Here is a 24222-nt window from a genome sequence, read left to right on the forward strand (position 1 = left end):
TCTTCTACCCGTTAAGTGCTGAAAATGTCATTGAGCTGCGAACCGTTTAGTTTTGTCCTGAACCTATGCCTGCTTCCTTCGACGCTGGCTGCCCTTTCCCTGTGGCGATGAGGCTTTGTAAGCTGCCAAGTATATAGTCAGTCCAGGCTCCCTTGCAGGCGCCATAGCATTCGACCAAAGGCACAAGGCCGAGGTGAGTGAACGTGACTTCGGTCTGCCTATTCCTTACTGAGATGTCAAAAATGACTTTTGTACCCGTCCACTCACTCTTGTCCTCAATAAAACTGAGCCTGCTTTCAGTGATCAGCCACACAACTCTTTTGTCCGGCACAACCTCCACCAGCTTCTGTTTCGAATAGTGTACATCTCCGAATCGTACAGAAAATTCATCGTTCAGTTGCTGGGATCTGCCAGACAAATTCTCCGTCCACCAGGCTGTCACGTTGTTGATGGCGTCAAAAACCTCCTTCGGTGACCGGCTGACCAAAAAGGACGTGGTAAAGCTTTGATTGTTCATAGTATTTTTACTGCATAAGGCGCAAAGAGCGCTAGTTAAGGTTCCATTTTGCAGCCAGTTCGGCATTGAAACCACCTTCTTTAGTGTTCGGCGTTCCCTTACCCGTGGTGATTAGCTGGGCCAAACTGTTGTTGATGTAGTTCGTCCAGCCATCCCGGCAAACACCATAGCACTCATAATCAGGTACAAGGCCCAGATGGGTAAACTTTAGCTGTGTTTGAGACCCTTTGGGTGAAATTTCGAAGACGACCTTTGTGTCCTTCCACTCACTCTTGTCTTCTATGAAATTAAAATAGTTCTCCAGCACGTGCCAAACCACCCTTTCGTCAGGCACCACTTCTACCAATTTCATTTTTGTGATATGAATGTCCTGATAGTGATAAATGAACTCGTCGTTCAGCTGGGCGGTGCCGCCTTCAATTTCCTCCGACCACCATCCACGCACATTGGTGATGGCATTGAATACTTGCGCTGGGGTTTGATCTACCTGTATGGTAGTGGTAAAGCTTTGCTCTTTCATGGTATTTGTTTCTATTGTTGTTTCGTTAGTATCGGCCTCTTTTTGGGCTCCTTTGTCCACATTGTAGCATGCCGATAAGGCAGCCACAAGCAGGACACCATTCATCAGTTTTCGTCTCATTCTATGAGTAGTTTCGGTTCTAAATTCAGGATATCACTTGCCGGGGCTTTATTAGAACTACGGCAAATTTATTGTGCAAAACCTACCTTTAAAGGGTGTCAAACAGACATTGTGGTGGGTTGATTTGGACACATGCCATTCATTACCTTTGCAAATACCTTTAGTTAATATTGGTTGCGCAAAAGTCATGCTCCGATGAATCACACTAAATAGCTTTTATGAAACACCTCACCATCATTGTGCCGGACGGGCAAAACAACCTGAGCAGTATTGTTGGGGCCTATAAAATATTCAGCAGGGCCAATGCCTACCTACAAGAGGCTGGAAAGGAAGTGCTCTTCAGTATTCAGTTAGCAGGCATTTCGAAAGTGGTGGATTTCTATGATGGCTTGTTCTCAGTGAAGCCCCACACTCATATTTCGGCCATCAAACAAACCGACCTGATTATCATTCCTTCGCTGAACCACAATTATGAGCAGTCAGTGCACGCAAACCAGGAGCTGACCGAATGGATTGCCAGGCAGTATAAAAACGGCGCTGAGGTGGCCAGCATCTGTACCGGTGCTTTTCTCCTGGCTTCATCAGGGCTACTGGATGGCCGAAGCTGCTCCACTCACTGGTCGGCCGCTAACGATTTGAAAACCCGGTTTCCCAAGGTCAAACTGCAAGCCGACGAGCTGATCACTGATGAGAATGGTATCTACACCAATGGAGGAGCATACTCCTTCCTCAACCTAATGATCTATTTGGTAGAGAAATACTACGGAAGGCAAACCGCTATCTTCTGTGCCAAGGTATTCCAGATCGAAATGGATCGGCACAGCCAGTCGGCCTTCATCATATTCAAAGGGCAAAAACAGCATGGTGACGAGATGGTAAAAGAGGCTCAGAGCTACCTTGAAAGCAAACTCGATGAGAAGGTCTCAGTGGAACAGCTGTCGCAACGCTTTGCCGTAGGCAGGCGTACCTTTGACAGACGGTTTATCAAAGCCACCGGTAACACACCCATCGAGTACTTGCAGCGGGTTAAAATTGAATCTGCAAAAAAATCGTTAGAAACCAGTCGCAAGACCATCAATGAGGTGATGTACGATGTTGGCTATTCAGATGTGAAGGCCTTTCGGGAGGTATTCCGGAAAATTACCGGCATGTCGCCACTGGAGTACCGGAACAAGTACAATCGGGAGGCGGCCACGCACTGAATAAGAGGTTCAGGCAGCCCCGCTTGTAACGTTCTATCTTCTTAGCTCTTCCATGTCGGCCAACATTTCTTGAAGTCTGTTCATCACATTCCCATAAATCAGCTTCAGTTCAAACTTGTAGAGGCGGCCACCAAAGAACGCCAGGAGGACAACTACCGGCATTACGCCGATGATCCCGATGAGAGGAATACCACCGACTAAATAGGTCTCGGGATAATGAGTCAGTATTTTGTTCATCAGCGCATCACCCAACATCCTTCCATCAATCTCAAAAAACCAAAAGCCGACCAGCATGGAAAGAAACGCCCAGGGGTAGTTAAATGCCGACATTTTTGTATTGATGGAAATTTGCTTTTGCATCCAGGCATCGAACGCTTTGAGGTATTGATAGCTGCTTACGCTTTTATCAATTTTCTTTAATCCATTCGAAAGCCGCTTGTTGACGACTGCCACCGCATTGAGAAGCAAAAACATGGGTACCCCCATATAAGCCATGCCGAACAAAAAACTTACCGGCAACAACACAACAGAAAAAATGAGGATGGCAATAAGATTAATCTCAAACATCCTTTTAAACTTATCGACAATATGCTTCGACTTTTGGTTGTATAACTGATTGATCTTCGGTGCCACCAAAGCATCGCTTACTAAAAATCCCTCTTTCCAAATAGCTTCAATTGACCTTTCCATCCAATATTACTTTTAGTCGATCCTTGATTCGTTTAATCCGCACACCAATATTATTGGCATTGGTGCCGGTTATCTCGGCGATTTCCTGATAGCTCTTTTCGTCGAGGTAGAGCAAAACCACTCCTCTGTCAACCTCAGAAAGCTGTTTGATAGCAGCGTATAACTCGTTGAGCGACTCGTTGGCAAATGCTCGGGTATCTTCGGTAGCCTCGTCGGGCAGGTAGTCGGACGCAAAGTGCTGCGGGTCGTTTTTCCTTTTCTTCAATAAGGTAAGGCAAACATTCAGGGCCACCCGATACACCCAGGTCGACCACTGCGACTCCTCTCTGAAATTGGCATGACTCCTCCAAATCTGTAGGCATACCTCCTGATAGTAATCTTCAAAATCTTCCTGGGTATTGGTGTATGCCCGGCAAATCTTGATGATGATACCCGAAAACGGCAAAATCATGGACGTATAAAAGTCGCTACTCAAATCTTTTACCTTGGTTGGTGGCCAAAGTTGGGGATTATTACACCCGGGGCATTCCCTTTTTGATATTTTTTGAGGAGCGGAGGTGGAATCAACAGTTATTGATCACGGCGTCGTCAAGAGGCGCTTGCGCTCAGTTATTTAAATTCAACGTTCAACACCCTATTCTGTGCTTCCGCCTGTGCGTCGAGATAGCGCCCAACTACCAAACCAAAAGCGATTCCAAAACTAATCCCGAGAGAGCTCCCGAGGGTTTTGTCAATCATCATTCCAAACATGCCACCAAAGGCCACGCCAAAGGCAATGCCTAGTGCTGTATAGTGGCCTTTTGCGATAAGAGAAAACTTGTCTTTCAAAAATTGCTGAAACTTAGCTAGCTTCTTTCTAAGGTGTCTTTTTCTGTTTTCCTGGTAGGCATCCAATTCCATCACGTCCAGCTCGCTTTCTACTGCGGCAAGATCCTCTGCGGACAACTGTCGGGTTTGCAAGTCCAACAGGATACCAATCATGTTTTGTAAAATCTTTATCTCAGATTTTTTCTCGGCCCTGGCTTTTTCTGTCTTGAGCAGTTCAATGGCGTCATCAATTTTCATAAGCGTTTTCTCTGGTTAGTGGCAGAAAGAAAAAAAACTTACACCCTGTCTAAAGAAATTGGAATAAACGCTGACAGGTTAGTGCACCGGGGCTGTCTTTGTCATTGCTACCACAATGTTTGCTGGTAGATAGCGCCCATTATTTGCAGTCTTTACTCCTTCTCTTTCTTTTTTAGCAGTACTTCCAGGCTGCTCAGGTGTTGTTTCCAGAATTTCTCGAAATGATTAATCCAACTCTGAACCTCTTCGAAACCCTGAGAATTGAGGCTGCACAGTCGTTCCCTACCCCTTTCTTCAATGGAAATAAATCCCGTATCAACAAGCACTTTTATATGCTTCGACACAGCCGGTCGACTTATCTCAAAAGCATCCGCCAGGGTATTGATGCTGCTTTTCTCTTTCGTAAGCAACATCAATATCTCCCTGCGATTTTTGTCGGCCAGTGCCAGAAAGCTATCGTACTGTGTGTGTGTCATGTTGTATTTCGTTAAGCACTTTCATGAGGCGCTGGCTGAAGAATTTACCCCAGCCTTTTTCCATGATAAACGCAGTAAAGGCCCCTTTGAGTCCCTGGAAGCCTGTATGAGAAAGCTGAAGATCCGTGCCCCCGTTCTTCTCCACCAGTTTGTAGGTAACAACCGTATCCAGCGACAGCTCGCCAGGTCGTGGGCCACCCTTCAGAGCGTAAGCCAATTTCTCTTTTGGCACTATTTCAAGTACTTCCAAATACATGATACCGTCCCAGCCCCGGCGGGCTTTTTGGGTTGATGTCCATTGAAACCCTGGCTTGGCCTGAAAAGGCTCATCCCGGTGAATTGTACTCCACTGCATCAGCAGATCAGCATCGGTCAGGTATTCCCAAATAGTATCGACGGAATACGGATAAAACCATTTTAAGTGTATTTCCTTTTTCATTGCATTAAGCGTTTTTCTGGTTCAAACTCCATGTGTTGCCGTCAGGGTCTTCAATCGAAGCAAACTTACCCCAGGGCGTGTCATCAATCTTACCAACTTCGATGCCGCTAGCTGTCAACTTCTTAATGTCTCCAGCAATATCGTCGGTGTTGATCACTGCTGCCTGTAGGCTCCCGGCTGGCATCTTAGGGAACCACGTCACCAATGTGATGGTCGTTTCTCCTTTGGGAAAACCCATCTGTATCCACAACTGGTCTCCCTGAAAGGGCGCTTCTACCACTATATGAAGCCCCATTTTCAAATAAAATTCCTTTGCTCGCTGCTGGTCCGATACCGGCACTGATAGTACGTCGATCCTATTCATACTGCTATGTGTTTTATATTATGTGAATCAAAAGTTACGCAATTATATATGTAACTTTTGATTCACACAATTTTTCCGTTATTTTTTGTAATCTGGTTCGGGCTCGAGACACAATTGCTCACTCAACGAACCCGTAAAGCAGCGATAGTGACTGGTGTTAACGTCTGTTAAACTTTCTTTGATCCGATTGAGAGATTTCAGGATATGCACTTATTGTAGGATATCCCCATTTACCTTCACATTCTCCAGCAAAAAATCCTTAACCATGCTCTTGTCAAAAGCTGGGTTGACAGCCTTGATCGTCAGGTTCTGGAAAGTGAAGTTAGACAGCCGGTCGTGCTCGGTAATGGCCACATCGAAAAAGATCTCGCAGTCGAGGTCGATATTGCGCATGGTGATGTGATCCGAATAAGAGAGCGGCACTTCTTCCCTGCCCTTCAGGTCAAAAAACTGGGTCCAGGGCTTCACATAGATAAAGCTGTAGGCATTACCGGTAATATTCTCAACGGTCACATACTCATATTTCTGAGGTGTATCAGGTCGCATTTTGAGCCACAGCAACCTCCTGGCCTCATTTACGTGGCTGTTGCGCAGCACAATGTTCTTGTCATGAATGGATTCACTGCCAAAGGTCAGCGCTGAGTGGCAAAAGCCAAACTCGCAGTCTTCAATAAGGATATTGGTGTTCTCTCCATTATTGGCATCAGTGTCAGCAAAAGGCCCCTTTCCTCCCTTGAGAGCAATGGCATCGTCGTTGACCGACATGTAGCATCCTTTGATCAGCACATTGGAGCAGACATCCAGGTCAATGGCATCGGTGCTGGGCGCTTTCACTGGCGCATGTGGAGAGGAAATGTGCAGGTCAAGGATTTTCACATTATTGCACTGGTAGTAGTGGCTGGTCCAAAAGCCAGAGTTGTGCAGACGGACGTCCTGCACCTGCACATTGTCGCTACCCCAAATAAACACCAGGCGTGGCCGTGACACCTCCAAATTCGTGCAGTTGGGGTCTTCCTCTCTCCGTTTCCAGAACGCTTCCCAATATTTCAGCCCATTGCCATCAATAGTGCCTTTGCCCGATATGGAAAAACCATCCACACCATAGGCATTCACCAGCGCTGGAAAGTAGTCGAGGTTTTGGCCCTCCATTCTCGAAGCCATTTTAGGATAGTGTGCTATGCTATCGGACCCTTTGAGCACAGCGCCTTCGGACACATGCAGGTGAGTATTAGGTTTGAAAAACAACGCCCCGCTCAGGAATACACCTTTGGGAATGATGATCACACCACCACCTTTGCTGCTGGCTTCGTCGATTGCTTGCTGTATCGCTTCGGTTTGAAGGACAGTGCTGTCGCCGACCGCACCAAAGTCGGTAATGACGTAAGGCGTTCCGAGATCCGCCAATTTCACCTTTGTAGTATCCGAAAACCACTCAGGTATTTCAGTGCCATCGGGCCAAAGATCGACTTGCTTTGATTCCGGTGAAGTGCAGCCGAAGAATGCGGTAACACCGATGAGGAGTGAAAAAAGGGCCTGGATGTTGGGTAGACGAGTCTTCATTGTTTCCGTATGTTGTGCGGAAATATAAGAAATCTCATGCTTTTTGGAGGCATTGCGATTGCCCCATCGTCTTTTATGGGGATAAAGGATGCCCAATCACTTCATGCCACATCAACGACTGGCCCATTGTTCTTCAAGTGAAGCCTTTGCACACTATTTTTCAGCGCACACCCACCATCGGCAAAAGCTGGCAATCAAGCGAGCTCATGATCACTGGCTGCCCAGCTTCTTACCCTGGATCTGAATAGTGCATCGGCTTCCTCCGTCCAGTTGTAGTTATCCCTTAAGTATCTGATCGTATGTTTTTCCACCTGTGTGTAATCTTGTCCGTCCGAAATTGTACCAAAAATCTTCTCCGCATCCGCTTTGCTTATGCGTCCATCTCCCTGACCAGCAATAGCCTCATCGGCCATGTTGAGTGTGGCAGCTTTGTACCTGTGGCCATCAATATGTCGGTAGTAGGAGATTTTCCTCAGCGCCAGCTCTTTGCTGACCTCTTCGAGTTCTCTTTCTTTCTCAGCCATTTCAACTTTCAACAGCGCTATTTCCTTTTTGAAATTCTTTGATGCGATAGCGTCCGCCTTTGATACATCATGTCTTCCTGAGGCTTGCTCGTTTGCGCTGACCTTGGCCATTGTAAGTTGCTCACGGAGTTGTTCTAGTACGCTTTCTCTTTCGTTGGTGATGGAGTGTGCTGTTTTTAGTTCTTGCTTCAGGTTGTTTACTTCCTTGCCAAGCTGATCGTTTTGACGCTGGAGTCTGTAATATTTGGCTTTCCAAAATCGATAGGTGAAAAAGACACCTATGAGGCACGAAACGGTAAGCAATGCGAGTATTTCTAAGATGGCTAGGATCATGGTTTTGAGGATATGAGTAAGGTTACTCGTCTGTTTTTAATTCTGTTCAGTTCTGAGGTATTGGGTACCAGTGGATTGGCTTCCCCTTGAGAGGTAAATGCAACGCTGGCCAATCGATGGTGCTGGCCTTTAAGGCCGTCATCACATAGTTGGCCCTGCTGAGGCCCAGCTTCATATTGTAGGCTTCAGTCCCCAAGTCGCAGGTATAGCCCGTGATGCTCACGTCTACCTTTCGGCCAGCCAGCAAGGGTTGAAGGCTATCAGCAAACTGCTTGACCGCCCCGGGGTGTATCATGTCCGCCGTGTTTATGTCAAAGGTGAAGGTCTTTGTCAATTCGATGGGCATTGGCACTTCCGCCGCTGACTTGTCTTCCGCAGCCATAGATGTGACTTCTGCTGCTTTCTTGGGCAGCATCACCAGTTCCTTTTGTGAGTCAGTGTCAAACACTTTGATGTAGTTCACATACAGCCAGGTGCTGAGGGTAGACCAAACCGCAAACGAAACGACTCCGAGAAAAACGTTGATATTCATAGTGGCAGCATAAAATGATGAAATTGATATCACTTTGACCACGAAAAGACCGGAGTAGCCAAGAAACACCTCGAAAAGGGTTTCAAATGATACAGTAAATTTGGACCAAACTCCGCCGTGAAGTGTTTCACGTTCCTGGAAAAGAGTTACATAATTCACAGGTTCAGGCTTAAAGTTGACAATCCAAATGCCCCGCCAGTGTGTTGCCTCCGTTGTGGAGTGCATTGAAAGGAGGCCCCACAGCCAAAAAGCTTCCGGTGCGGGTTTTTAATTTTCCCCTGCCCGACAAGCGACAATTTTGATAAACACGCCGCTTGAGCGGTCGATGAAGTATCTATTTCCTTAGCTATTCAATAACGATTTTGTCAGAAATGAAACTCTTTTAAAGCCCCATTACCACAAATAGTTATCACATTGATAACTAACATTTTAGCAATCACAAAAGACATCGTCGGTAGCGTGTCAAAATGCCTAATAGCGTTTACCAATATGGCTTCGACGACGACCCAGAAGAGCTTAGTCCTGTGCGCCATTAGTTTGTTCACGGTATTCTGTGGGCGTCACCTGATACACTTCTTTAAAACTTTGCGAAAAATAAGAGTGGGTTTCAAAACCAACGTTGAACGCTACTGTGGCAATACTTTCACCCGCCCGGATCAACTCCGCAGCTTTTTGTAGTCGATAGCGCTTTATCAGCTCATTTGTTGTAATGCCTAATAGCGATTTTACTTTTCGATTGAGCGTGCTATTGCTCATCGCCATCTCCCTTGCCACTGTTTCAACTTTCAGAGAAGTGTCATACAAACTTCTATCCAGAAAACGATAGAACTTATCAATAAAGGCGTCGCCAACGCTCAATGCTGCTGTCGGTAGTTCAGTAGCCAGGAGTTGTTGCTGATAATGACTAATCAAATTACGTTGTTGAATCATTGCATTTTGGATACGCAATTCTAATTCGTAAAGGTGAAAAGGCTTGGCAATGTAGCCATCAGCGCCAGCTTCCAGTCCCTCAACTTTTGACTCCTGTGCCGTTTTGGCCGTGAGCAGGATAAAATATATGTGGGAGGTACGAAGATCTTGCTTGGATTGCCTGCATAATTCATAGCCATTCATTTCGGGCATCATTATGTCTGAAATAACCACATCAGGCAGCCTGTCCAAAAGTATCTCCCATCCCTCCTTTCCATTCCTTGCAGAAACGACAACGTTATTCTCCGAGAGGCTTTCCACAATGAAGGCCCGGAGCTCATCATTATCCTCAACAACCAGTACCAGCGGGACATTTTCCCCTGACTCTGCCGGAGTAAAACTAATGTCGTGTTGTTCCACATCATGCAGCGGCATTTTTATCACCGGCATATACACCGTGAAGCAAGACCCTTGTCCAACAACACTTTCTACAGTTACCTCGCCACCCATCAGGCTGACCAGTTCGTTTACCAGTGACAGCCCGATGCCCGTGCCACCATGCACCCGGGTGGATGTTTCGTCTACCTGGTAAAACCGATCAAATAACCTGGGCAACTGCTCTTCAGGGATGCCAATCCCTGTATCTCTCACCTCTATTCTCAGTTGATCGTCCTGTCCTGCCTCCACCGCAAGGTGAACCTGACCATGAGGCTCAGTAAACTTGATGGCATTGCTTAGCAGGTTTTGCAACACTGTCTCCAAATGAGTTTTATCAAACTGATAGAAACCATCAAGGCTTTTGTATTCAGCTGCAAGCTCAATGTTTTTTGTTTGTGCCATTTCCTGAAACTGCTCCACGCAAGATTTTACGAAGACATCGAGCCGACCGGTTGAAGGATGAGATTTCATAAATCCCGACTCCAGCTTGGAGATGTCCAACAATTCATTCACAAGCTTCAAAAGGTGGCTCCCGTGGCGATAATTATTTTCCAGAATGGATTGGACCTCTTTGGGAAAATTTTTGTCTCGCAGTTGTTTCTCCAAAGGTGAGAGGATCAGTGTGAGAGGAGTGCGAAACTCATGTGTGATATTTGAAAAAAACCTCGTTTTCATGTCGTCCACCTCTTTCAAACGAATATTTTCCCTTCTGTTAAATTCCTCTTCCTGCTGTTTGATAATCTTTTTTCGGTAGCCCCTCCAGTAGATGTAAACCAACGAAGAAAGAGCAAGGCCATATAGTGTAAAAGCCCACCAACTCAGCCAGAGCGGCGGAAGTACTTTGATCGTCAGTTCCCTGACATTGGAACTCCAGATTCCATTGGTGTTGGAAGCATTCATGGCGAGGGTATAAGTCCCGCTCCTTAGCTTATCGAATTTTATTTTTCTGTCGGTACCGTTGTAAACCCAGTCCTGATTATAACCACTCAATTTATAACGGTACTGGTTTTTTTTGGGGCCATTGAATTGCATGGCAGCCATTTCCAGCAAAAGCGAATTCTCCTCATAGCCAAGCTGAAGCCTTTGCAATTCATTCAATGGGGCGGTAAGAACCGGATGGCCTTTGGAAAAAGACTGAACCTGGTTGTTAATTGAAAGGCTGGTGATTTTCAGCTCAGGTTCAAAATCATCTTCCACAAATTCGTCTGGATCAAAAACAGAGTAACCTATGGTACCGCCAAGGGCAATTCTTCCATCCGGCAGTGTAAACGAATGGTGTCGGTTAAATTCACTCTCTATCAACCCATCTTGCTTATAGTAGGCAGTAATCAACCCTGTTTTTTTGTTCAATCTGCTGATGCCATTAAAAGTAGCCATCCATAAGTTGCCCAAACTGTCCGGCACAACTGCCCCCACACTGTTGTCGGAGAGTCCATCTTTAGCATTATAAACGTGACTTGTTTTCTTTGTCGACTTATCCCATTTCACGAGGCCATCGCCTAGCGTAGCAATCCACAGGATACTGGGTTGATCTGGATCTTGAACAATGTCGATAAGGCTTGCATTGTCACTTGCCGGGTAAAAGCGCTCAATGATTTCTCCATCTTTGACCTGGTAGAGGGTGTTATTCACCGATATCACCCATTGAAAATCATTGTCGACCACCATGTCCGACAATATTTCCTCCGTCAGACTATTGATTTCCTTCATTCTAACTTGTCGCGGAGGTGAGAGGTCATTGACCCAACTGTACATCCAACCGTACTTTCCGATCGCCCAGCGTTTATCGCTGCTTTCACCAAGCCCTACAAAGTATTCGATGCTGCTCTCCCCGGTTTCAACCGGTTCTAGCTTCTCACTATTCAGTTTAAACAGTTGCCTGGCACCGTCGTAATTGTAGTAGTCGTACTTCAAATACATCTGTCCTTTTCCTGAAGAAAAGTATCGGAAATCATAGGCCCATTCATTGGCTTTCCAGCTAGCCGGCAATTCTGCAGCCGGAACTCCAACTTCTCCCATGAGGAGGTCGGCCACAAAATTCACCTTGTATTCGGCGGAGTGAAAAGAAGGGGTAAGCAGATTGACTTTGTACAACCCTCCTGTATTAATTCCAACCCACAGCGTATTTGACCGATCAATCAAAAGACCTGTTACGACAAATTTTTCCCGCTCAGGGTAAGCCCACAGCACCGTGATGTGGTCGTCCTTCTCCACTCTGAAAATATAACCCTGATATTGAAAAACTGGCCTTTGCTGAAGATCAGTGATCAAATTGAAAATCTTCGAATTATTGATTACCGGCACATTTGGCACAGAAAGTTCTTGATACCTATTGGTCGTTTCATAGTACATGAACATTCTATTTTCGTAGGCAAACAAGACTTTGCTGTCGGGCAAGCATACAACCGGACATTTATTTCTTATTCCGGGTTCGTAGTTGAAATCAGCCGGAATAGGAATCAGTGTCAAAGGATCTTTTGTGCTTTTCGCTACTGCAAGGCCCCTATCCGTCATGTACCAAAAGCGACCCTTTTCATCGATGTCAAATCCATACCCGAACTCCGTGCTATCCTTCGAAGCGAAAATATCACTTACCTGTGTCAGCGTGGAGTCAATATGGTAGTACTCAGTACCATTCTTTACGAACCAGTTTTTCTTTGCATTGTCACTGACAAAATAGACAAACCGGGCAGCTTTTGGCCCCATGTTAAACTTGAAGTGCAGGTCATCTGATCTCATGAAGGGCTGTACGTCCCTTTGTACTTCGAAAGTCCTGGGGTTCATCAGATCAACCTTATAATTAAAGTTCAGTATCCAAAGATTGTTGGCGTCGTCGATAATAAGATCCAGGATTTGAGAGGTAGACAGTCGGTTGGGGTCAGGCGAATTACTGTTGAACTGTAGAAATTGGTGCCCATCGAACCGGGCAAGGCCATTCAGCGTGGCCAACCAGATGAACCCGTCGCTATCCTGGGCCAGGTAGGACACATAATTCTGCGGCAGCCCGTCTTCTACCTCGTAATGCACATAGTTGTTGTACACAGGATCAATCTGTCCGTAACAAGCGCAAGAAAGTAGTAGAACAAAAAGTAAAATGTTGCATTTGAACATCAAACTCAATATAGAAAGCAATTTCGAATAATCGTTGAAAAAGTATCTCTCACCAGCCTGGTTGACAAGTCTCACCCCGGCATCACAATTGTTCAAAGTACTGCGTGCAGAGAGTAGTGCTTGCTACGGTCTCGCCAAGGTGTTTTCTTCGAATGACTTAGTAGAAGCGGAACCGGTAATTTCCTTATCAAAATCAACACCCCTCCTCCCTTCTACCAAACTTATTAATACCTTTGCGGCCTAATTCGGTAAAATATGATCTCAGTTGATGCGGTGGGTGTGGAATTTAGCGGCACCACCCTTTTTAGCAATATCACTTTCAATATCAATCCCACCGACCGCATTGCCCTCATGGGTAAAAACGGTGCCGGCAAGTCCACCCTCCTCAAAATCATCGCCGGAGAAAGTAAACCCACGCTGGGCAAAGTAACAGCACCGAAAGAAGCGGTCATCGCTTACCTGCCACAGCACTTGCTCACTGCCGACGAATGCACGGTGTTTGAAGAAACATCAAAAGCGTTTTCCAAAATCCTGGACATGAAAAACAGGATGGAAGAGCTGAATCACCAGCTGGAAACCCGCACCGACTACGAATCGGATGCTTACAGCAAGATCATTGAAGAGGTATCGGAGCTGAGCGAAAAGTACTACAGCATTGAAGAGATCAATATTGATGCGGAAGTAGAAAAGACATTGCTGGGGCTGGGCTTCGTGCGGAGTGATTTCACCCGCTCTACCAGTGAGTTCAGTGGAGGCTGGCGCATGCGCATTGAGCTGGCTAAAATTCTGCTGCAAAAGCCCGACCTTATCCTTCTCGATGAGCCCACCAACCACCTCGATATTGAGTCGGTACAGTGGCTGGAAGACTTCCTTAAAAACAGCGCCGGTGGTGTGATGGTCATCAGCCACGACAAAGCCTTTGTCGACAACCTGACCAACCGCACCATCGAAATCACCCGTGGCCGCATTTACGATTACAAAACCAACTACTCCCACTACCTGGAGCTACGCAAAGAACGCCGGGAACAGCAGCAGCGCCAGTTCGATGACCAGGCAAAACAGATTGCCGAGATTCAGCAGTTCATCGACCGCTTCAAAGGCACCTACTCCAAGACTTTGCAGGTGCAGTCCCGGGTAAAAATGCTGGAGAAGATCGAAATCGTAGAAGTGGACGAAGTAGACACCTCAGCGCTGAATATCAAGTTCCCTCCTGCTGCAAGGTCGGGCAACTATCCGGTGATCGCCACCGATCTTGGCAAGTCATATGGCGACCATGTCGTGTTCAAAGACGTCACACTGACCATTGCCCGGGGAGAGAAGGTTGCCTTTGTAGGCAAAAACGGCGAAGGAAAGTCGACCCTGGTGAAAGCCATTATGGGCGAGATTCCGGTCGACGGCACCTTGCAGGTGGGGCACAACAGCGAGATTGGCTACTTCGCTCAAAACCAGGCTTCGCTGCTCGATGAAAAGCTGACCGTGTTCGAAACGGTGGATGAAATTGCCAAAGGCGATATCCGGTCACGCATCAAAGACCTGCTGGGAGCCTTCATGTTCAGCGGCGACACTATCGACAAGAAGGTGAAGGTGCTCTCTGGTGGTGAGCGCACCCGACTGGCCATGATTAAGCTGCTGCTACAGCCTGTGAACCTGCTCATTCTCGATGAGCCTACTAACCACCTCGACATCAAAACCAAGGACATCCTCAAAGATGCGCTGAAGGCTTTCGAAGGCACCCTGATACTTGTGTCTCACGACCGTGATTTCCTTGACGGCCTGGCGGCAAAAGTATTTGAGTTTGGCAACAAGCGGGTAAAAGAACACTTCGAAGACATCAACGGCTTCCTGAGGAACAAGAAAATGGAGAATTTGAAGGAGATTGAGAGGACTGGGAAGTAGAAATTAAAGAGGTTACTCTGTGCGATTTAGCACCGAGTAACTCCTTTGATCTTGGACACGCCTAACCTGACTTTTCTAGCGCTTTTTTGACTTTTCCCTTTTCTCTTTGAAATACGCTTTGTCAGCTACATAAATGGTCTTTTTCACCTCACAATAGACTATGCTCTTGTCTCTGTTGGTAAGTGACGTAGTTTTTACGATTTCAATTTCATTTTGCAGTCCCACTTTGCTTTTGATGTCATCGACCTCTTCCAATGAGTAGGTGAAATCGGCGTAGATGTTTTCCCGGGCCGGGCGCTTGAAGAAAATTTGTGCCGATTTGTCCCAAACCACAAAGTCGTCGCCCAGGAGGTTCATCAACTGCACCATGGGGATGGGATCGACTGCCGCAAACATACTCCCTCCAAAAATGGAGTTGACATAGTTTCTGTTTTTGTAACTAATGGCCAGCTTGATTTTTATTTCCAATAGGTCTTTTGATACATAAATAATCTTAGCCGTGCTTCTTCTGTACATCGGTGATAGGTTGAATCCGTATTTGAAGAGCTTAGGCTTCCCTATGTACTTAGAGCCTATTTTTGCGATTGTTTGATAGATAGACATTCTCTGGGTGTGCTGATAGTTTCAGCTACTCTTGTAATATACGTAACTGCCCATTTTTTTGGTTAGAATAAGTTCACCAAGAGATATTTATAGTGCAAGTTCTTCATTCAAAAATAAAAGAGTACTAATTCAAAATCTCTACAAAATCCGATTGTAAATTGGTGCAAGAATTCCCCATGTTTTCCACCTATGCTCCTGCGCATTTATCAAGTTATGGCTACCCTCTTCACTATTTCTGTGCTGCCTCTCTCTGCACAAAAAATAGAGAAAGCGAGCTGGGAGCTTGTTAGTGCCGAAAAAGACCTGAACATTTATACCCGTACCGCTGAGGGGTCACCAATCAAGGAAATCCAGATCACCACGACCATAGAAAGCACCATGCAGCGGGTGACCGACCTGCTCAGTGATGTACCCAACTACAAGTTGTGGGTGTACAAATGCAATGAAGCTAAAAGGATCAAAACTACATCCTCCAACGACTTTCACTACTATGTGGAAACTGCCCTGCCCTACCCGTTCAGCAACAGGGACTTGTCGGTGCACTCCGTACAATGGTGGAACAGGGAAACTGGTGTCTACCACTCTCATTCCGTCGCCGCTGCCAACGCTGTTCCGCAGAAAAAGGGAATTGTACGAATCACAGAATTTGAGTCGAAATGGGAAATAAGGCCAAGAAACGACGGCAGGGTAGATATTGTATACACTGCCCGGGCCAACCCCGGCGGAGAAATACCTGTTTGGCTCATCAATCTGCTCATTACCAAAGGGCCACTGGAAACCATGCAGAAGTTTACCGAGCTGGCCAGGGTGTTTGAAAGCAGCGAAGATTGACCACCACCTCTTTTAGCTTCTGTTGTCTGGTAGTATTTGACTCAATAGTGTTTATGGTAACGCACGTTTTTTTTCTGCATTTTTTAATTCGGATAAATTTATCCGAATTAAAAAATTGTTTTATATCTTTGACACAAACAAACCACAATGTTCTCAAAAGCCTGTGAATATGGAATCAGAGCAACCTTGCACATCGCCCTTTTGTCGATGGATGGCGTGAGGGTAAGCCTGAAGGATATTTCCAGAGACATCGACTCTCCGGTAGCCTTCACAGCCAAGATTTTGCAACAGCTAGCCCGCAACAACATCATCGATTCGGTGAAAGGGCCTGTTGGTGGTTTTGAAATCCAGAAGGATAAAATAGCGTCTATCAAACTGAGCCAAATTGTATTTGCGATAGATGGTGACAGCATTTATAGGGGATGCGGCCTAGGGCTCAAAGAGTGCAATGCACTGGAGCCCTGCCCTTTGCATGAGAAATTTGTACTGATACGTAACGATTTGAAGGAAATGCTGGAAACAACCAGCCTGTATGAACTAACAAAAGGCCTTGATGTGGGCCTCACTTTTCTAAAACGGTAAAAAAATTTGATCCTTAATGAGATAAAAAGGTCTTAAATTCCTAATAATGAAATTCAAGCAGCTAACATTACCCCTATTCATTTGTCTTGCTTCCAGCACTCCGCTGGCAGCACAATCGGTAACGACCGACAACTGGTACATGAGTCCCGGCATTATCGGCACATTCGTCCTGATTACCATCGTCCTTTTCATTGCCGTGATCATATTAACCGCCCGGCTGAATGACTATGTTGGCACGCTGAAGAAAAGAAAGCAGGCCAGGCAGCGGCTGGCGTTTGCTGAGGAACTCATTGGCCTGGAAGCTGGAGAAATAGATGCGATACTTCAAAAACGAAAAGCTGCCCTGCAATACCATCTTGAGGGAAATGAACTTGGCAGCGATCTGGACGCAGAAGACAGCCACGGACTGATCGACAAAGTTACCAGCGAGCCGGAAAATCCATTTTTTGATGAAAAAAAAAGACGCCGATAAGCCTTGAAACACCCTGGGAGCTCAAGAAGATTATCATTTACTACCTGGGCGCTGCTGTTTGCTGGCTGCTGGTGGGCACGCTGGTCGGTCAGTATGCAGGTATGAAGTTCGTGTGGCCTGACATGGATCACACTTCGTGGCTCTCCTTTGGAAGACTGAGGCCCGTGCATACCAACACGGTGTTTTGGGGATGGGCCTCCATGGCTATGATAGGGCTGGCCTACTTCGTAATAGCACGGACATCTAACACCACCATTCACAGCTATAAAAAGGCCTGGATCGCCTGGGGGTTGTTCAATCTATCGGTGCTGCTTGGCAATATTTGCCTGATGGCTGGCATCAACAACGGAGGCGGCGAATACAGAGAGTTCATTTGGCCTGTCATGTTGCTATTCGCTGCCGGACTGTTGATTACTTTCCGAAATTTTTACCTTACCGTGGCTCACCGCAAAATATCGGAGATCTACATTTCCAACTGGTTCATTCTGGCCTCTCTCACCTGGACGATCATATTGGTGCTGATAGCCTACCTGCCATTTTATCAAAATGGCCTGGGGGAAACCATCATCCAGGGCTATTACATGCACCAGGGGGTGGGCATGTGGTTCATGACCTTCTCGTTGGGGCTTGTCTACTACTACCTTCCCTCCTCTTTGAATAAACCCATCTACTCCTACTCCCTGGGTGTGCTGGCTTTCTGGACACAGATGCTATTTTACACCCTCATTGGCACGCACCACTTCGTATTCAGTCCGCTGCCCTGGTGGTTGCAAACAGTAGCCATTGTGTTTAGCGCAGGCATGTTTATTCCGGTGGTAACGGGCACCACCAACTTCCTGATGACGATGAAAGGAAGCTGGAACCATATCTCCAAAAGCTACGTGCTGCCCTTCTTTCTTGTCGGTGTCATCTTCTACTTTGTGGGCTCTACCCAGGGTAGTCTGCAGGCATTCCGCTTCACCAATTTTGTCTGGCACTTCACCGATTTCAACGTGGCCCATTCGCACATGACCATGTATGGCATCATCACCTTTATCCTGTGGGGCTGCATTTACCACATTTTGCCCAAGCTAACAGACAGAGAGCCTCCTCAAGTATTGGTTGGTGCTCATTTCTGGATGGCCTTCATCGGCCTGTTCGCCTACATGGTTTCTCTGATGGCTGGTGGCACGCTGAAAGGGCTAAGTTGGATCGACGGGCATCCCTTTATCGAGTCAGTGATCTTGATGAAACCTTTTTGGCTATGGCGGGCTATTGGTGGCTCCCTCATGTTTGTGTCGCACATCATCTTCGCCTTCAATTTTTACTATATGGTAAAGAAAAAAGTCCCTGTGGAGCTGCCAGTCTCCAATCACCAGAAGAAAATAGTAGCCTAAAACGACGCACCCATGTTCAATTTTCATAAAGACCATAGAACACTTATCAACACAGCACTGGCTGGCTTTCTGCTCCTCAGCCTCGGTATAGCGGTGCTGCCTGCCTACCAGATGCAGGACGTGGAACCCCTTCCCAGCCAACCGCTGTTGACGGAGCAGCAACTGAAGGGACTCAGCATATACATATCGGAGGGCTGCGTAGCCTGCCACACACAGCAGGTTCGTAGTATAGAAATGGACAAGATGTGGGGTGACCGGCCATCCATGCCCTCCGACTACTACTTCAGCAAACAGAGGATGGACATCTGGAGACAATCGCCCTCGCTGCTCGGCAGTGAGCGCACCGGCCCCGACCTGACTAATATCGGTAAACGACAGCCTGCAGAGCAATGGCATTTGCTGCACCTGTACAACCCCAGAACTGTAGTGAGCGAATCGGTGATGCCTGCATATCCATGGCTTTTTGAAACAAAGGATGCTTCGGAAGTTTCGGATAATGATGTGACAGTCCCCGTTGGTAAGGAGTTTTTTAACGACGCCAGCCAGCAAATAGTAGCCACAGAAGACGCCCTTGCATTGATCGCTTATCTACAGTCGCTGAAGCAAGCAGAACTACCTGGTGGCACTACTCCGGCCTTTATCGCATCCGCAAAGAAGGCACCTGCGAATGCGACTGCGGAGCAGGCACTTGACCTGCCCGACGGAGCCAGCCTGTACACCCAAACTTGTGCAGCCTGCCATCAGGCCACGGGCAAGGGGCTGGCGGGCGCCTTCCCTCCCTTGGCTGGTAGCAGCATTGTGAATGATGCCAACTATGAGCTTCTGGTCAAGATCATCCTGCAGGGGTACGACGCCCGGAGTGAGTTCGGTCAAATGCCAGCCTTTGCCAGCCAGCTTACCAACGAGCAAATAGCGGCCATTGCCAACCATGAGCGAAACAGCTGGGGAAACAGTGCCGCAAAAATTTCGGCAGAAGATGTGAAGAAAATAAGAGAGATGGTAACACCCGCAAATGACTGAGATATGGTAAGAAAGAAGTTTTTTACACTGTTAATTGTATTCAATATACTTGGTTGGTCAGCAGCTAAAGCTTGCGAACTATGCAAAGAAAACCAGCCTGCAGGTTTGGAGAATGTTACTCATGGGGCAGGGCCCACCGGCACCATCGACTACATCATCACCTGGACGGCAGTCAGCATCGTGGCTGTTACGCTATTCCTCAGTTTCAAGTACCTGATTTGGCCAAAGGAATCTGCACCCGATCATATCAAAAACATCGTGCTGAACTAACCGAATAAAGAAATGAAGGACAATAGATTGATAAAACTTTTCATGGACGACGGTCCCCGACCCTTTGCAGAATTTGCCCCACCGGTGAAATTTGTATTGGACACCACCAAAATCCCCGATGGAAAACACCAGCTGAAGATCGTTGCCAGGTCGTCATCAGGCGTAGAAGGTGTGAAAAAGATTGCCTTTGAAGTGCGCAACGGCCCGGAGATTTCCGTGCTTGGTTTAAAGGAAAACGAGGTGGTGGATGCGCAAATTCCGATCACCATCAATGCCTATGGTAGCGAGACAAAGGACGAATTTGTCATCAGGGGCTCGGAAACGCCAAAAGCCATTCCCGCCTGGATATGGGCACTGGTCATCTCTTTTGTAGGCTTTGCCCTCTTCTACTTTATCATGTATTGGGGGCCTGAACTTTACAAATCTTCATTCTGATGAACAACGACATTCAAAACATAGATGACATCAAACTGCTGGTCAACGACTTCTACTCAAAAGTAAGGGAGGATGAATTGCTCAAAGACATCTTCAATGGCGTGATACAAGACAGATGGCCTGTGCACCTGGAAAAGATGTACAAATTCTGGCAAACCGTCCTTTTGGACGAGCACACCTACTATGGCAGCCCCTTCGCACCTCACGCACATTTACCGGTAAACAAAGCCCATTTCGAGAGATGGATCGAGTTATTCCATCAAACCCTTGATGAGCATTTCGAAGGAGAAAGAGCCCTGGAAGCCAAATGGAGGTCGGAGAAAATGGCTGAAATGTTCCTTTACAAAATCGAGTACTTCAAAACCAGTGGAACAAAACCCTTAGTGTGAATTTAAACTTCAATTATCATGAATAATCTTTTAGACAAAACAATCGGTGAAATAGTGGCCGAAGACTACCGCACAGCGGAGGTATTCGGGAACCATGGCATTGACTTTTGCTGCAAAGGCAACCGCAGCATTCAGGAAGCTTGCACCAAAGCCAATATTGATCTGGCAAAGCTCACAGCGGAGGTTGAAGCCATCTTGAACAAAGGCGAAACCGCATCCTACGACTACCAGTCGTGGCCACTGGATAAACTGGCCGATCATATAGAGCAAAAGCATCACCACTATGTTGAGGAGAAAATGCCTATTCTCAAGCAATATCTTGAGAAGCTGTGCCAGGTGCATGGGAAAAGTCACCCAGAACTATTTGAAATAACCAGGCTGTTCACTGCCTCTGCAGGAGAACTGGCTATGCACATGAAAAAGGAAGAATTTATCCTGTTTCCATTTGTGCGCAAAATGGAAAGAGTGAAAAAAAGTGGCGAAAAGATAACCTTTGCCCAATTTGATACGGTGCAAAGTCCTGTCAGGATGATGATGGAGGAGCATGAAACTGAGGGAGATCGCTTCCAGCAAATCAGCGAGTTGAGCAATCACTACTCACTGCCGGACAATGCCTGCAACACCTACCGGGTCACCTTTGCCATGTTAAAGGAGTTTGAGGAAGACTTACACCTTCACATTCATCTGGAGAACAATATATTGTTTCCTAAATCCATAGCATTGGAGAAGCAGCTCAGTTGAACAGGCAAATGCACTGATTCTATAAAAAACAGCTCACGATCAGGAGAAAATGTGTTCGTGAGCTGACTATCTTACACCCGAAACGGTGAAAAACACCATAACTCAAAACTGTCATCCATGAAAGAGCGCACGCCCATAAAAAGAGCAAAGCAGCTTCAGCCCCTGAGCCGTGATCATCATCATACCTTGCTGTTGTGTTGGAAGATTAGAAAAGGCTTCGCTAAGGACATAGCACCTGAACGAATTAAAAAATATGCAGACTGGTTCTTTGAAAATCACATTCTACCGCATTTCGTTGCCGAAGAGAGTTATATCTTTCCGATACTTGGCAGTGAAAACGAGCTGGTAAAAAAGGCATTAATGGAGCATCGAAGGCTTACCAGGTTGTTCAATGAAGACGAGGCTGAAAGATCCCTGAGTTTGATTGAAGAAGAGCTGGAAAAACATATCCGGTTTGAAGAAAGGGTTCTTTTCAACGAAATCCAGCAAAAGGCATCGTCGGAGCAACTGGCACTAATCAGCTCCCTTCATGAAGAACATAGTTTTGTTGACCTGAAGGATGATGAATTCTGGAAGTAAAGAGGATAAAAACCTCATTATTTGCAAACAGAACATGCCCCAGCTCTACCCAGAATTATCCAGAAGGTTACTTCAGCACGCCCAGGTACCTCGCCATCCAATACGGCAACAAATATTCGTCGCCCGCCAACACAGAGTTGCCTTCACTCCCGCCATCCAAATCAAAAGGATTCGCATTGTGCCGATGCGTTCGTCGCTCGCCGGGGGTTAGCAGCACCTTTGTTGTTTGGCCACGAAAGTTGGGTTCGAGCAGTTCCAGGTCTTTTCGATGGGAATTCTTTACTGCATACGACATCTGATCGAGGCCAAACTCCTGCAAATGCCAGCGCACATCTTCCAAATTGATATCACCAGCTGTTCCGTAAGTTAGCAGATTCCAAAGTGCATTCCTTTCTGGCAATTCAACCTTCCAGTGGTCGGTGATAATGTCTGCATAATGCTGTTTCAGGGTATCATTGAGTGCATAGTGATAAAGAGGCCAATAAGTGAGAAAGGCCATTTCGTCATCGGAATGGTTCCAACCGTCGCCCATGGTGTGTCCATCGTACATCACAATGTGTTCTTTCATGTCGTACATACTGGGAAGCATGTTTTTGAAATAGCCAAACTCGTTCATCACTTTGAACATCTCAGTTTTGTAGCTCTCCTTTTTGGTGAGTGAAAAGGCCAGTTGCAGCCCCGCAACCAGGTGGATACTGTTTAGCTTTCTATCGTACACCTCCGCCGGGTACATGTTCACATATTCAGGATTCCAACGACCCCAGGTAGTGGGTTTGCCATCCAGGTCCACGAAGTAGTAGTCATTATCAAGAATATGGGTCATGATGGCATCAATGAAGTCGGCTACCCTTTTCTTTTCCTCCGGTGCCTTCGCAATGAACTGATCCATCAGTGACGCTACAAACAGATAGGCGATGTATTCATCGGAGCTGGTGGTGCCCTTCCACTCCCAGCCTTCCTCTGGTGACTTCCGCCACCTGTCGGGGTCATTCACTTTATAGCCCTCTCGCTCGAATGTCCTGGAAGGGAAGCCCTTCAACTGATTGACAGTCAAAAGCCGCTCGAAAGCCTCAAACGATTCCCAAACATATCGTTTAGCCACCTCTTCGCCAGTAACAGCATAACGAAACACCTGACTGCCCAGGTAAAAGGACGTCCACAGACCATCGTTGTCGTGGTCAATGATTTCCTCAGAGGTTAAATCGTAAGCTACAGGCAACTGTGGCGCACAGACAAAGCCGTACCGCATGTGGTACTTGCGAATGCGGTCCTGAAAGAATTCCGTCTTTTCAGCGAGCGTAAAGGGCATTTGTTCAATCATATTGAGCCCCGTGGGTGTGAGCAGATAGATATTGCCATTGGCATCCGCTGCCATGTCGATCACTTCGTTAACATCCAGCCATCGTTTAGAGGCAAAATATCGATACCTGTCAGTCTCTTTTCTAAAAGCTCCGTCGGCAGTTGAAAACCAAAGCTCGTTGTTTCCGGTCAGCAACATCTTTCTTATGGCGGGCACTGGCAGGCTTGATTCGGTGTCTGTCACCCTTTTGCCCTGAAGATCGATAGCGTAATAGCCATTTCCTGTTCCAACAGTGATTCCGCTTTCATTAAACACCAACGATGTCATGTCAAGCCCTTCATGCATCACCTTCCAGGCCTTTCCTTCGAGTTTGTAAATAGCTTTGGCTGTGAGTGCTAAGAATTGTCCTTTGGCAACATAGAGGTCAATTACTGCTTCTTTCGGTACTGTCAAATCGGCTATTTTCTTATTTCCATCAAAAAGGGCTGCCTTCTTCTCACCCATCAGCAACACCTTCAGGTCTTTGTTAACGCTAATGCGGCTGTACAGCTCTGGCTCAAGCTTTGTATCCAGCGTACCTGCGTATCCATTGGTGAGAAACTTGTCTTTGTACAGATAGAAAAGGATGCCAGTGCTCTCTTGCGTGGTGATGTCAACCGGCACCTTATCGGCCAGCGACTGGTAGGTGTGGTCAGGCGCCAACTGGTAATCAGGGAAGTCACGAAAGAGCCCCTTATCGGTGAGAACATGCACTATGCTGTTGTAGTCGACCACTACCTTTTTGAGTCGGGCATCACCAAAACCACCAGGCACCTCATAATGATGCCCAACCAACTGGACATAGGGCTCGTCTGCCATTTGTGCTGCTGCCGGCCAGGTGCTGAAAGTCGCCACCAGCAAGTAAAAAAAGCATCTATGCTTCATAACA

General features: G+C 46.7%; 26 protein-coding genes. 12 read left to right on the forward strand and 14 right to left on the reverse strand.

Features of this window, described 5'->3' with window-relative positions; genetic code table 11:
* Positions 1-46 precede the first annotated feature (46 nt).
* Entirely contained in the window at positions 47-517 is a 471-nt protein-coding gene (locus tag ACMVP2_RS27095) for an SRPBCC family protein (protein ID WP_416865935.1), read from the reverse strand.
* A gap of 31 nt (positions 518-548) precedes the next feature.
* The gene (locus tag ACMVP2_RS27100; protein ID WP_416865936.1) at positions 549-1157 is read right to left on the reverse strand and encodes an SRPBCC family protein; all 609 of its coding nucleotides are present in this window, start codon (positions 1155-1157) and stop codon (positions 549-551) included.
* A 218-nt stretch (positions 1158-1375) separates the two neighbouring features.
* Here ACMVP2_RS27100 and ACMVP2_RS27105 point away from each other — a divergent pair, with 218 nt between their 5' ends.
* Positions 1376-2359 (forward strand): GlxA family transcriptional regulator, encoded by a 984-nt coding sequence (locus ACMVP2_RS27105; protein ID WP_416865937.1) that lies wholly within the window; start codon positions 1376-1378, stop codon positions 2357-2359.
* 33 nt (positions 2360-2392) lie between these two features.
* Here ACMVP2_RS27105 and ACMVP2_RS27110 read toward each other — a convergent pair whose 3' ends face one another.
* The 10 genes from ACMVP2_RS27110 to ACMVP2_RS27155 form a co-directional block, all read right to left on the reverse strand.
* Positions 2393-3049: a hypothetical protein gene (locus tag ACMVP2_RS27110; protein ID WP_416865938.1), complete on the reverse strand. Its 657-nt coding sequence runs from the start codon at positions 3047-3049 to the stop codon at positions 2393-2395.
* Positions 3033-3524, reverse strand: coding sequence for an RNA polymerase sigma factor (locus ACMVP2_RS27115; RefSeq protein ID WP_416865939.1), 492 nt, complete (start codon positions 3522-3524; stop codon positions 3033-3035). Before ACMVP2_RS27115 ends, ACMVP2_RS27110 begins: the two co-directional genes overlap by 17 nt.
* Positions 3525-3658: 134 nt before the next feature.
* Positions 3659-4114, reverse strand: coding sequence for a hypothetical protein (locus ACMVP2_RS27120; protein ID WP_416865940.1), 456 nt, complete (start codon positions 4112-4114; stop codon positions 3659-3661).
* Positions 4115-4266: 152 nt separating this feature from the next.
* On the reverse strand, positions 4267-4590 hold the full coding sequence (locus ACMVP2_RS27125) for an ArsR/SmtB family transcription factor (RefSeq protein ID WP_416865941.1): 324 nt from the start codon (positions 4588-4590) through the stop codon (positions 4267-4269).
* Positions 4568-5029, reverse strand: a complete 462-nt coding sequence (locus ACMVP2_RS27130) for an SRPBCC family protein (RefSeq protein ID WP_416865942.1) — start codon at positions 5027-5029, stop codon at positions 4568-4570. Before ACMVP2_RS27130 ends, ACMVP2_RS27125 begins: the two co-directional genes overlap by 23 nt.
* A 4-nt stretch (positions 5030-5033) precedes the next feature.
* The gene (locus tag ACMVP2_RS27135) at positions 5034-5393 is read right to left on the reverse strand and encodes a VOC family protein (protein ID WP_416865943.1); all 360 of its coding nucleotides are present in this window, start codon (positions 5391-5393) and stop codon (positions 5034-5036) included.
* 210 nt (positions 5394-5603) lie between these two features.
* Complete coding sequence (locus ACMVP2_RS27140) at positions 5604-6953, reverse strand: glycoside hydrolase family 28 protein (protein ID WP_416865944.1); 1350 nt, start codon at positions 6951-6953, stop codon at positions 5604-5606.
* 194 nt (positions 6954-7147) lie between these two features.
* Positions 7148-7810, reverse strand: a complete 663-nt coding sequence (locus ACMVP2_RS27145; protein WP_416865945.1) for a hypothetical protein — start codon at positions 7808-7810, stop codon at positions 7148-7150.
* A gap of 46 nt (positions 7811-7856) precedes the next feature.
* On the reverse strand, positions 7857-8501 hold the full coding sequence (locus tag ACMVP2_RS27150) for an OmpA family protein (protein WP_416865946.1): 645 nt from the start codon (positions 8499-8501) through the stop codon (positions 7857-7859).
* 357 nt (positions 8502-8858) lie between these two features.
* A complete protein-coding gene (locus ACMVP2_RS27155) occupies positions 8859-12800 on the reverse strand; it encodes an ATP-binding protein (RefSeq protein ID WP_416865947.1) in 3942 nt (1313 codons plus the stop codon).
* Between the two features lie 255 nt (positions 12801-13055).
* Between ACMVP2_RS27155 and ACMVP2_RS27160 the strand changes: the two genes are divergently transcribed.
* The gene (locus ACMVP2_RS27160; RefSeq protein WP_416865948.1) at positions 13056-14696 is read left to right on the forward strand and encodes an ABC-F family ATP-binding cassette domain-containing protein; all 1641 of its coding nucleotides are present in this window, start codon (positions 13056-13058) and stop codon (positions 14694-14696) included.
* A 75-nt stretch (positions 14697-14771) separates the two neighbouring features.
* On the opposite strand, the gene ACMVP2_RS27165 is transcribed toward ACMVP2_RS27160, so the two are convergent.
* Positions 14772-15299, reverse strand: coding sequence for a DUF4442 domain-containing protein (locus tag ACMVP2_RS27165; protein WP_416865949.1), 528 nt, complete (start codon positions 15297-15299; stop codon positions 14772-14774).
* 213 nt (positions 15300-15512) lie between these two features.
* On the opposite strand from ACMVP2_RS27165, the gene ACMVP2_RS27170 reads away from it, so the two are divergent.
* The 10 genes from ACMVP2_RS27170 to ACMVP2_RS27215 all read left to right on the forward strand — a co-directional run bounded on the left by ACMVP2_RS27170 (position 15513) and on the right by ACMVP2_RS27215 (position 21994).
* Complete coding sequence (locus tag ACMVP2_RS27170) at positions 15513-16130, forward strand: START domain-containing protein (RefSeq protein WP_416865950.1); 618 nt, start codon at positions 15513-15515, stop codon at positions 16128-16130.
* 147 nt (positions 16131-16277) lie between these two features.
* The gene (locus ACMVP2_RS27175) at positions 16278-16712 is read left to right on the forward strand and encodes an RrF2 family transcriptional regulator (protein WP_416865951.1); all 435 of its coding nucleotides are present in this window, start codon (positions 16278-16280) and stop codon (positions 16710-16712) included.
* Between the two features lie 46 nt (positions 16713-16758).
* The gene (locus ACMVP2_RS27180) at positions 16759-17184 is read left to right on the forward strand and encodes a hypothetical protein (protein WP_416865952.1); all 426 of its coding nucleotides are present in this window, start codon (positions 16759-16761) and stop codon (positions 17182-17184) included.
* Between the two features lie 71 nt (positions 17185-17255).
* Complete coding sequence (locus ACMVP2_RS27185; protein ID WP_416865953.1) at positions 17256-18560, forward strand: cbb3-type cytochrome c oxidase subunit I; 1305 nt, start codon at positions 17256-17258, stop codon at positions 18558-18560.
* A gap of 12 nt (positions 18561-18572) precedes the next feature.
* A complete protein-coding gene (locus ACMVP2_RS27190) occupies positions 18573-19580 on the forward strand; it encodes a cbb3-type cytochrome c oxidase subunit II (protein WP_339811393.1) in 1008 nt (335 codons plus the stop codon).
* A 3-nt stretch (positions 19581-19583) separates the two neighbouring features.
* Entirely contained in the window at positions 19584-19850 is a 267-nt protein-coding gene (locus ACMVP2_RS27195; RefSeq protein WP_339811396.1) for a hypothetical protein, read from the forward strand.
* A gap of 12 nt (positions 19851-19862) precedes the next feature.
* Complete coding sequence (locus ACMVP2_RS27200; RefSeq protein WP_339811399.1) at positions 19863-20285, forward strand: cytochrome C; 423 nt, start codon at positions 19863-19865, stop codon at positions 20283-20285.
* Positions 20285-20674 carry a group III truncated hemoglobin gene (locus tag ACMVP2_RS27205; protein ID WP_416865954.1) on the forward strand — a complete coding sequence of 130 codons (390 nt, stop codon included), beginning with the start codon at positions 20285-20287 and terminating at the stop codon, positions 20672-20674. Before ACMVP2_RS27200 ends, ACMVP2_RS27205 begins: the two co-directional genes overlap by 1 nt.
* Positions 20675-20692: 18 nt before the next feature.
* Positions 20693-21415 (forward strand): iron-sulfur cluster repair di-iron protein, encoded by a 723-nt coding sequence (gene ric, locus ACMVP2_RS27210; protein WP_416865955.1) that lies wholly within the window; start codon positions 20693-20695, stop codon positions 21413-21415.
* 117 nt (positions 21416-21532) lie between these two features.
* Positions 21533-21994, forward strand: a complete 462-nt coding sequence (locus tag ACMVP2_RS27215) for a hemerythrin domain-containing protein (protein WP_317492020.1) — start codon at positions 21533-21535, stop codon at positions 21992-21994.
* A 67-nt stretch (positions 21995-22061) separates the two neighbouring features.
* Here ACMVP2_RS27215 and ACMVP2_RS27220 read toward each other — a convergent pair whose 3' ends face one another.
* Complete coding sequence (locus ACMVP2_RS27220; RefSeq protein WP_416865956.1) at positions 22062-24218, reverse strand: hypothetical protein; 2157 nt, start codon at positions 24216-24218, stop codon at positions 22062-22064.
* Positions 24219-24222: the final 4 nt, after the last annotated feature.

This window comes from Imperialibacter sp. (assembly GCF_048007035.1).
Taxonomy (GTDB): Bacteria; Bacteroidota; Bacteroidia; order Cytophagales; family Cyclobacteriaceae; genus Imperialibacter.

Coding starts and splice junctions, on each gene's coding strand:
- ACMVP2_RS27095 (WP_416865935.1), bottom strand. CDS start 517: ATGAACAATCAAAGCTTTACCACGTCCTTTTTGGTCAGCCGGTCACCG.
- ACMVP2_RS27100 (WP_416865936.1), bottom strand. CDS start 1,157: ATGAGACGAAAACTGATGAATGGTGTCCTGCTTGTGGCTGCCTTATCG.
- ACMVP2_RS27105 (WP_416865937.1), top strand. CDS start 1,376: ATGAAACACCTCACCATCATTGTGCCGGACGGGCAAAACAACCTGAGC.
- ACMVP2_RS27110 (WP_416865938.1), bottom strand. CDS start 3,049: ATGGAAAGGTCAATTGAAGCTATTTGGAAAGAGGGATTTTTAGTAAGC.
- ACMVP2_RS27120 (WP_416865940.1), bottom strand. CDS start 4,114: ATGAAAATTGATGACGCCATTGAACTGCTCAAGACAGAAAAAGCCAGG.
- ACMVP2_RS27125 (WP_416865941.1), bottom strand. CDS start 4,590: ATGACACACACACAGTACGATAGCTTTCTGGCACTGGCCGACAAAAAT.
- ACMVP2_RS27130 (WP_416865942.1), bottom strand. CDS start 5,029: ATGAAAAAGGAAATACACTTAAAATGGTTTTATCCGTATTCCGTCGAT.
- ACMVP2_RS27135 (WP_416865943.1), bottom strand. CDS start 5,393: ATGAATAGGATCGACGTACTATCAGTGCCGGTATCGGACCAGCAGCGA.
- ACMVP2_RS27140 (WP_416865944.1), bottom strand. CDS start 6,953: ATGAAGACTCGTCTACCCAACATCCAGGCCCTTTTTTCACTCCTCATC.
- ACMVP2_RS27145 (WP_416865945.1), bottom strand. CDS start 7,810: ATGATCCTAGCCATCTTAGAAATACTCGCATTGCTTACCGTTTCGTGC.
- ACMVP2_RS27155 (WP_416865947.1), bottom strand. CDS start 12,800: ATGTTCAAATGCAACATTTTACTTTTTGTTCTACTACTTTCTTGCGCT.
- ACMVP2_RS27160 (WP_416865948.1), top strand. CDS start 13,056: ATGATCTCAGTTGATGCGGTGGGTGTGGAATTTAGCGGCACCACCCTT.
- ACMVP2_RS27165 (WP_416865949.1), bottom strand. CDS start 15,299: ATGTCTATCTATCAAACAATCGCAAAAATAGGCTCTAAGTACATAGGG.
- ACMVP2_RS27170 (WP_416865950.1), top strand. CDS start 15,513: ATGGCTACCCTCTTCACTATTTCTGTGCTGCCTCTCTCTGCACAAAAA.
- ACMVP2_RS27175 (WP_416865951.1), top strand. CDS start 16,278: ATGTTCTCAAAAGCCTGTGAATATGGAATCAGAGCAACCTTGCACATC.
- ACMVP2_RS27180 (WP_416865952.1), top strand. CDS start 16,759: ATGAAATTCAAGCAGCTAACATTACCCCTATTCATTTGTCTTGCTTCC.
- ACMVP2_RS27190 (WP_339811393.1), top strand. CDS start 18,573: ATGTTCAATTTTCATAAAGACCATAGAACACTTATCAACACAGCACTG.
- ACMVP2_RS27195 (WP_339811396.1), top strand. CDS start 19,584: ATGGTAAGAAAGAAGTTTTTTACACTGTTAATTGTATTCAATATACTT.
- ACMVP2_RS27200 (WP_339811399.1), top strand. CDS start 19,863: ATGAAGGACAATAGATTGATAAAACTTTTCATGGACGACGGTCCCCGA.
- ACMVP2_RS27205 (WP_416865954.1), top strand. CDS start 20,285: ATGAACAACGACATTCAAAACATAGATGACATCAAACTGCTGGTCAAC.
- ric (WP_416865955.1), top strand. CDS start 20,693: ATGAATAATCTTTTAGACAAAACAATCGGTGAAATAGTGGCCGAAGAC.
- ACMVP2_RS27215 (WP_317492020.1), top strand. CDS start 21,533: ATGAAAGAGCGCACGCCCATAAAAAGAGCAAAGCAGCTTCAGCCCCTG.
- ACMVP2_RS27220 (WP_416865956.1), bottom strand. CDS start 24,218: ATGAAGCATAGATGCTTTTTTTACTTGCTGGTGGCGACTTTCAGCACC.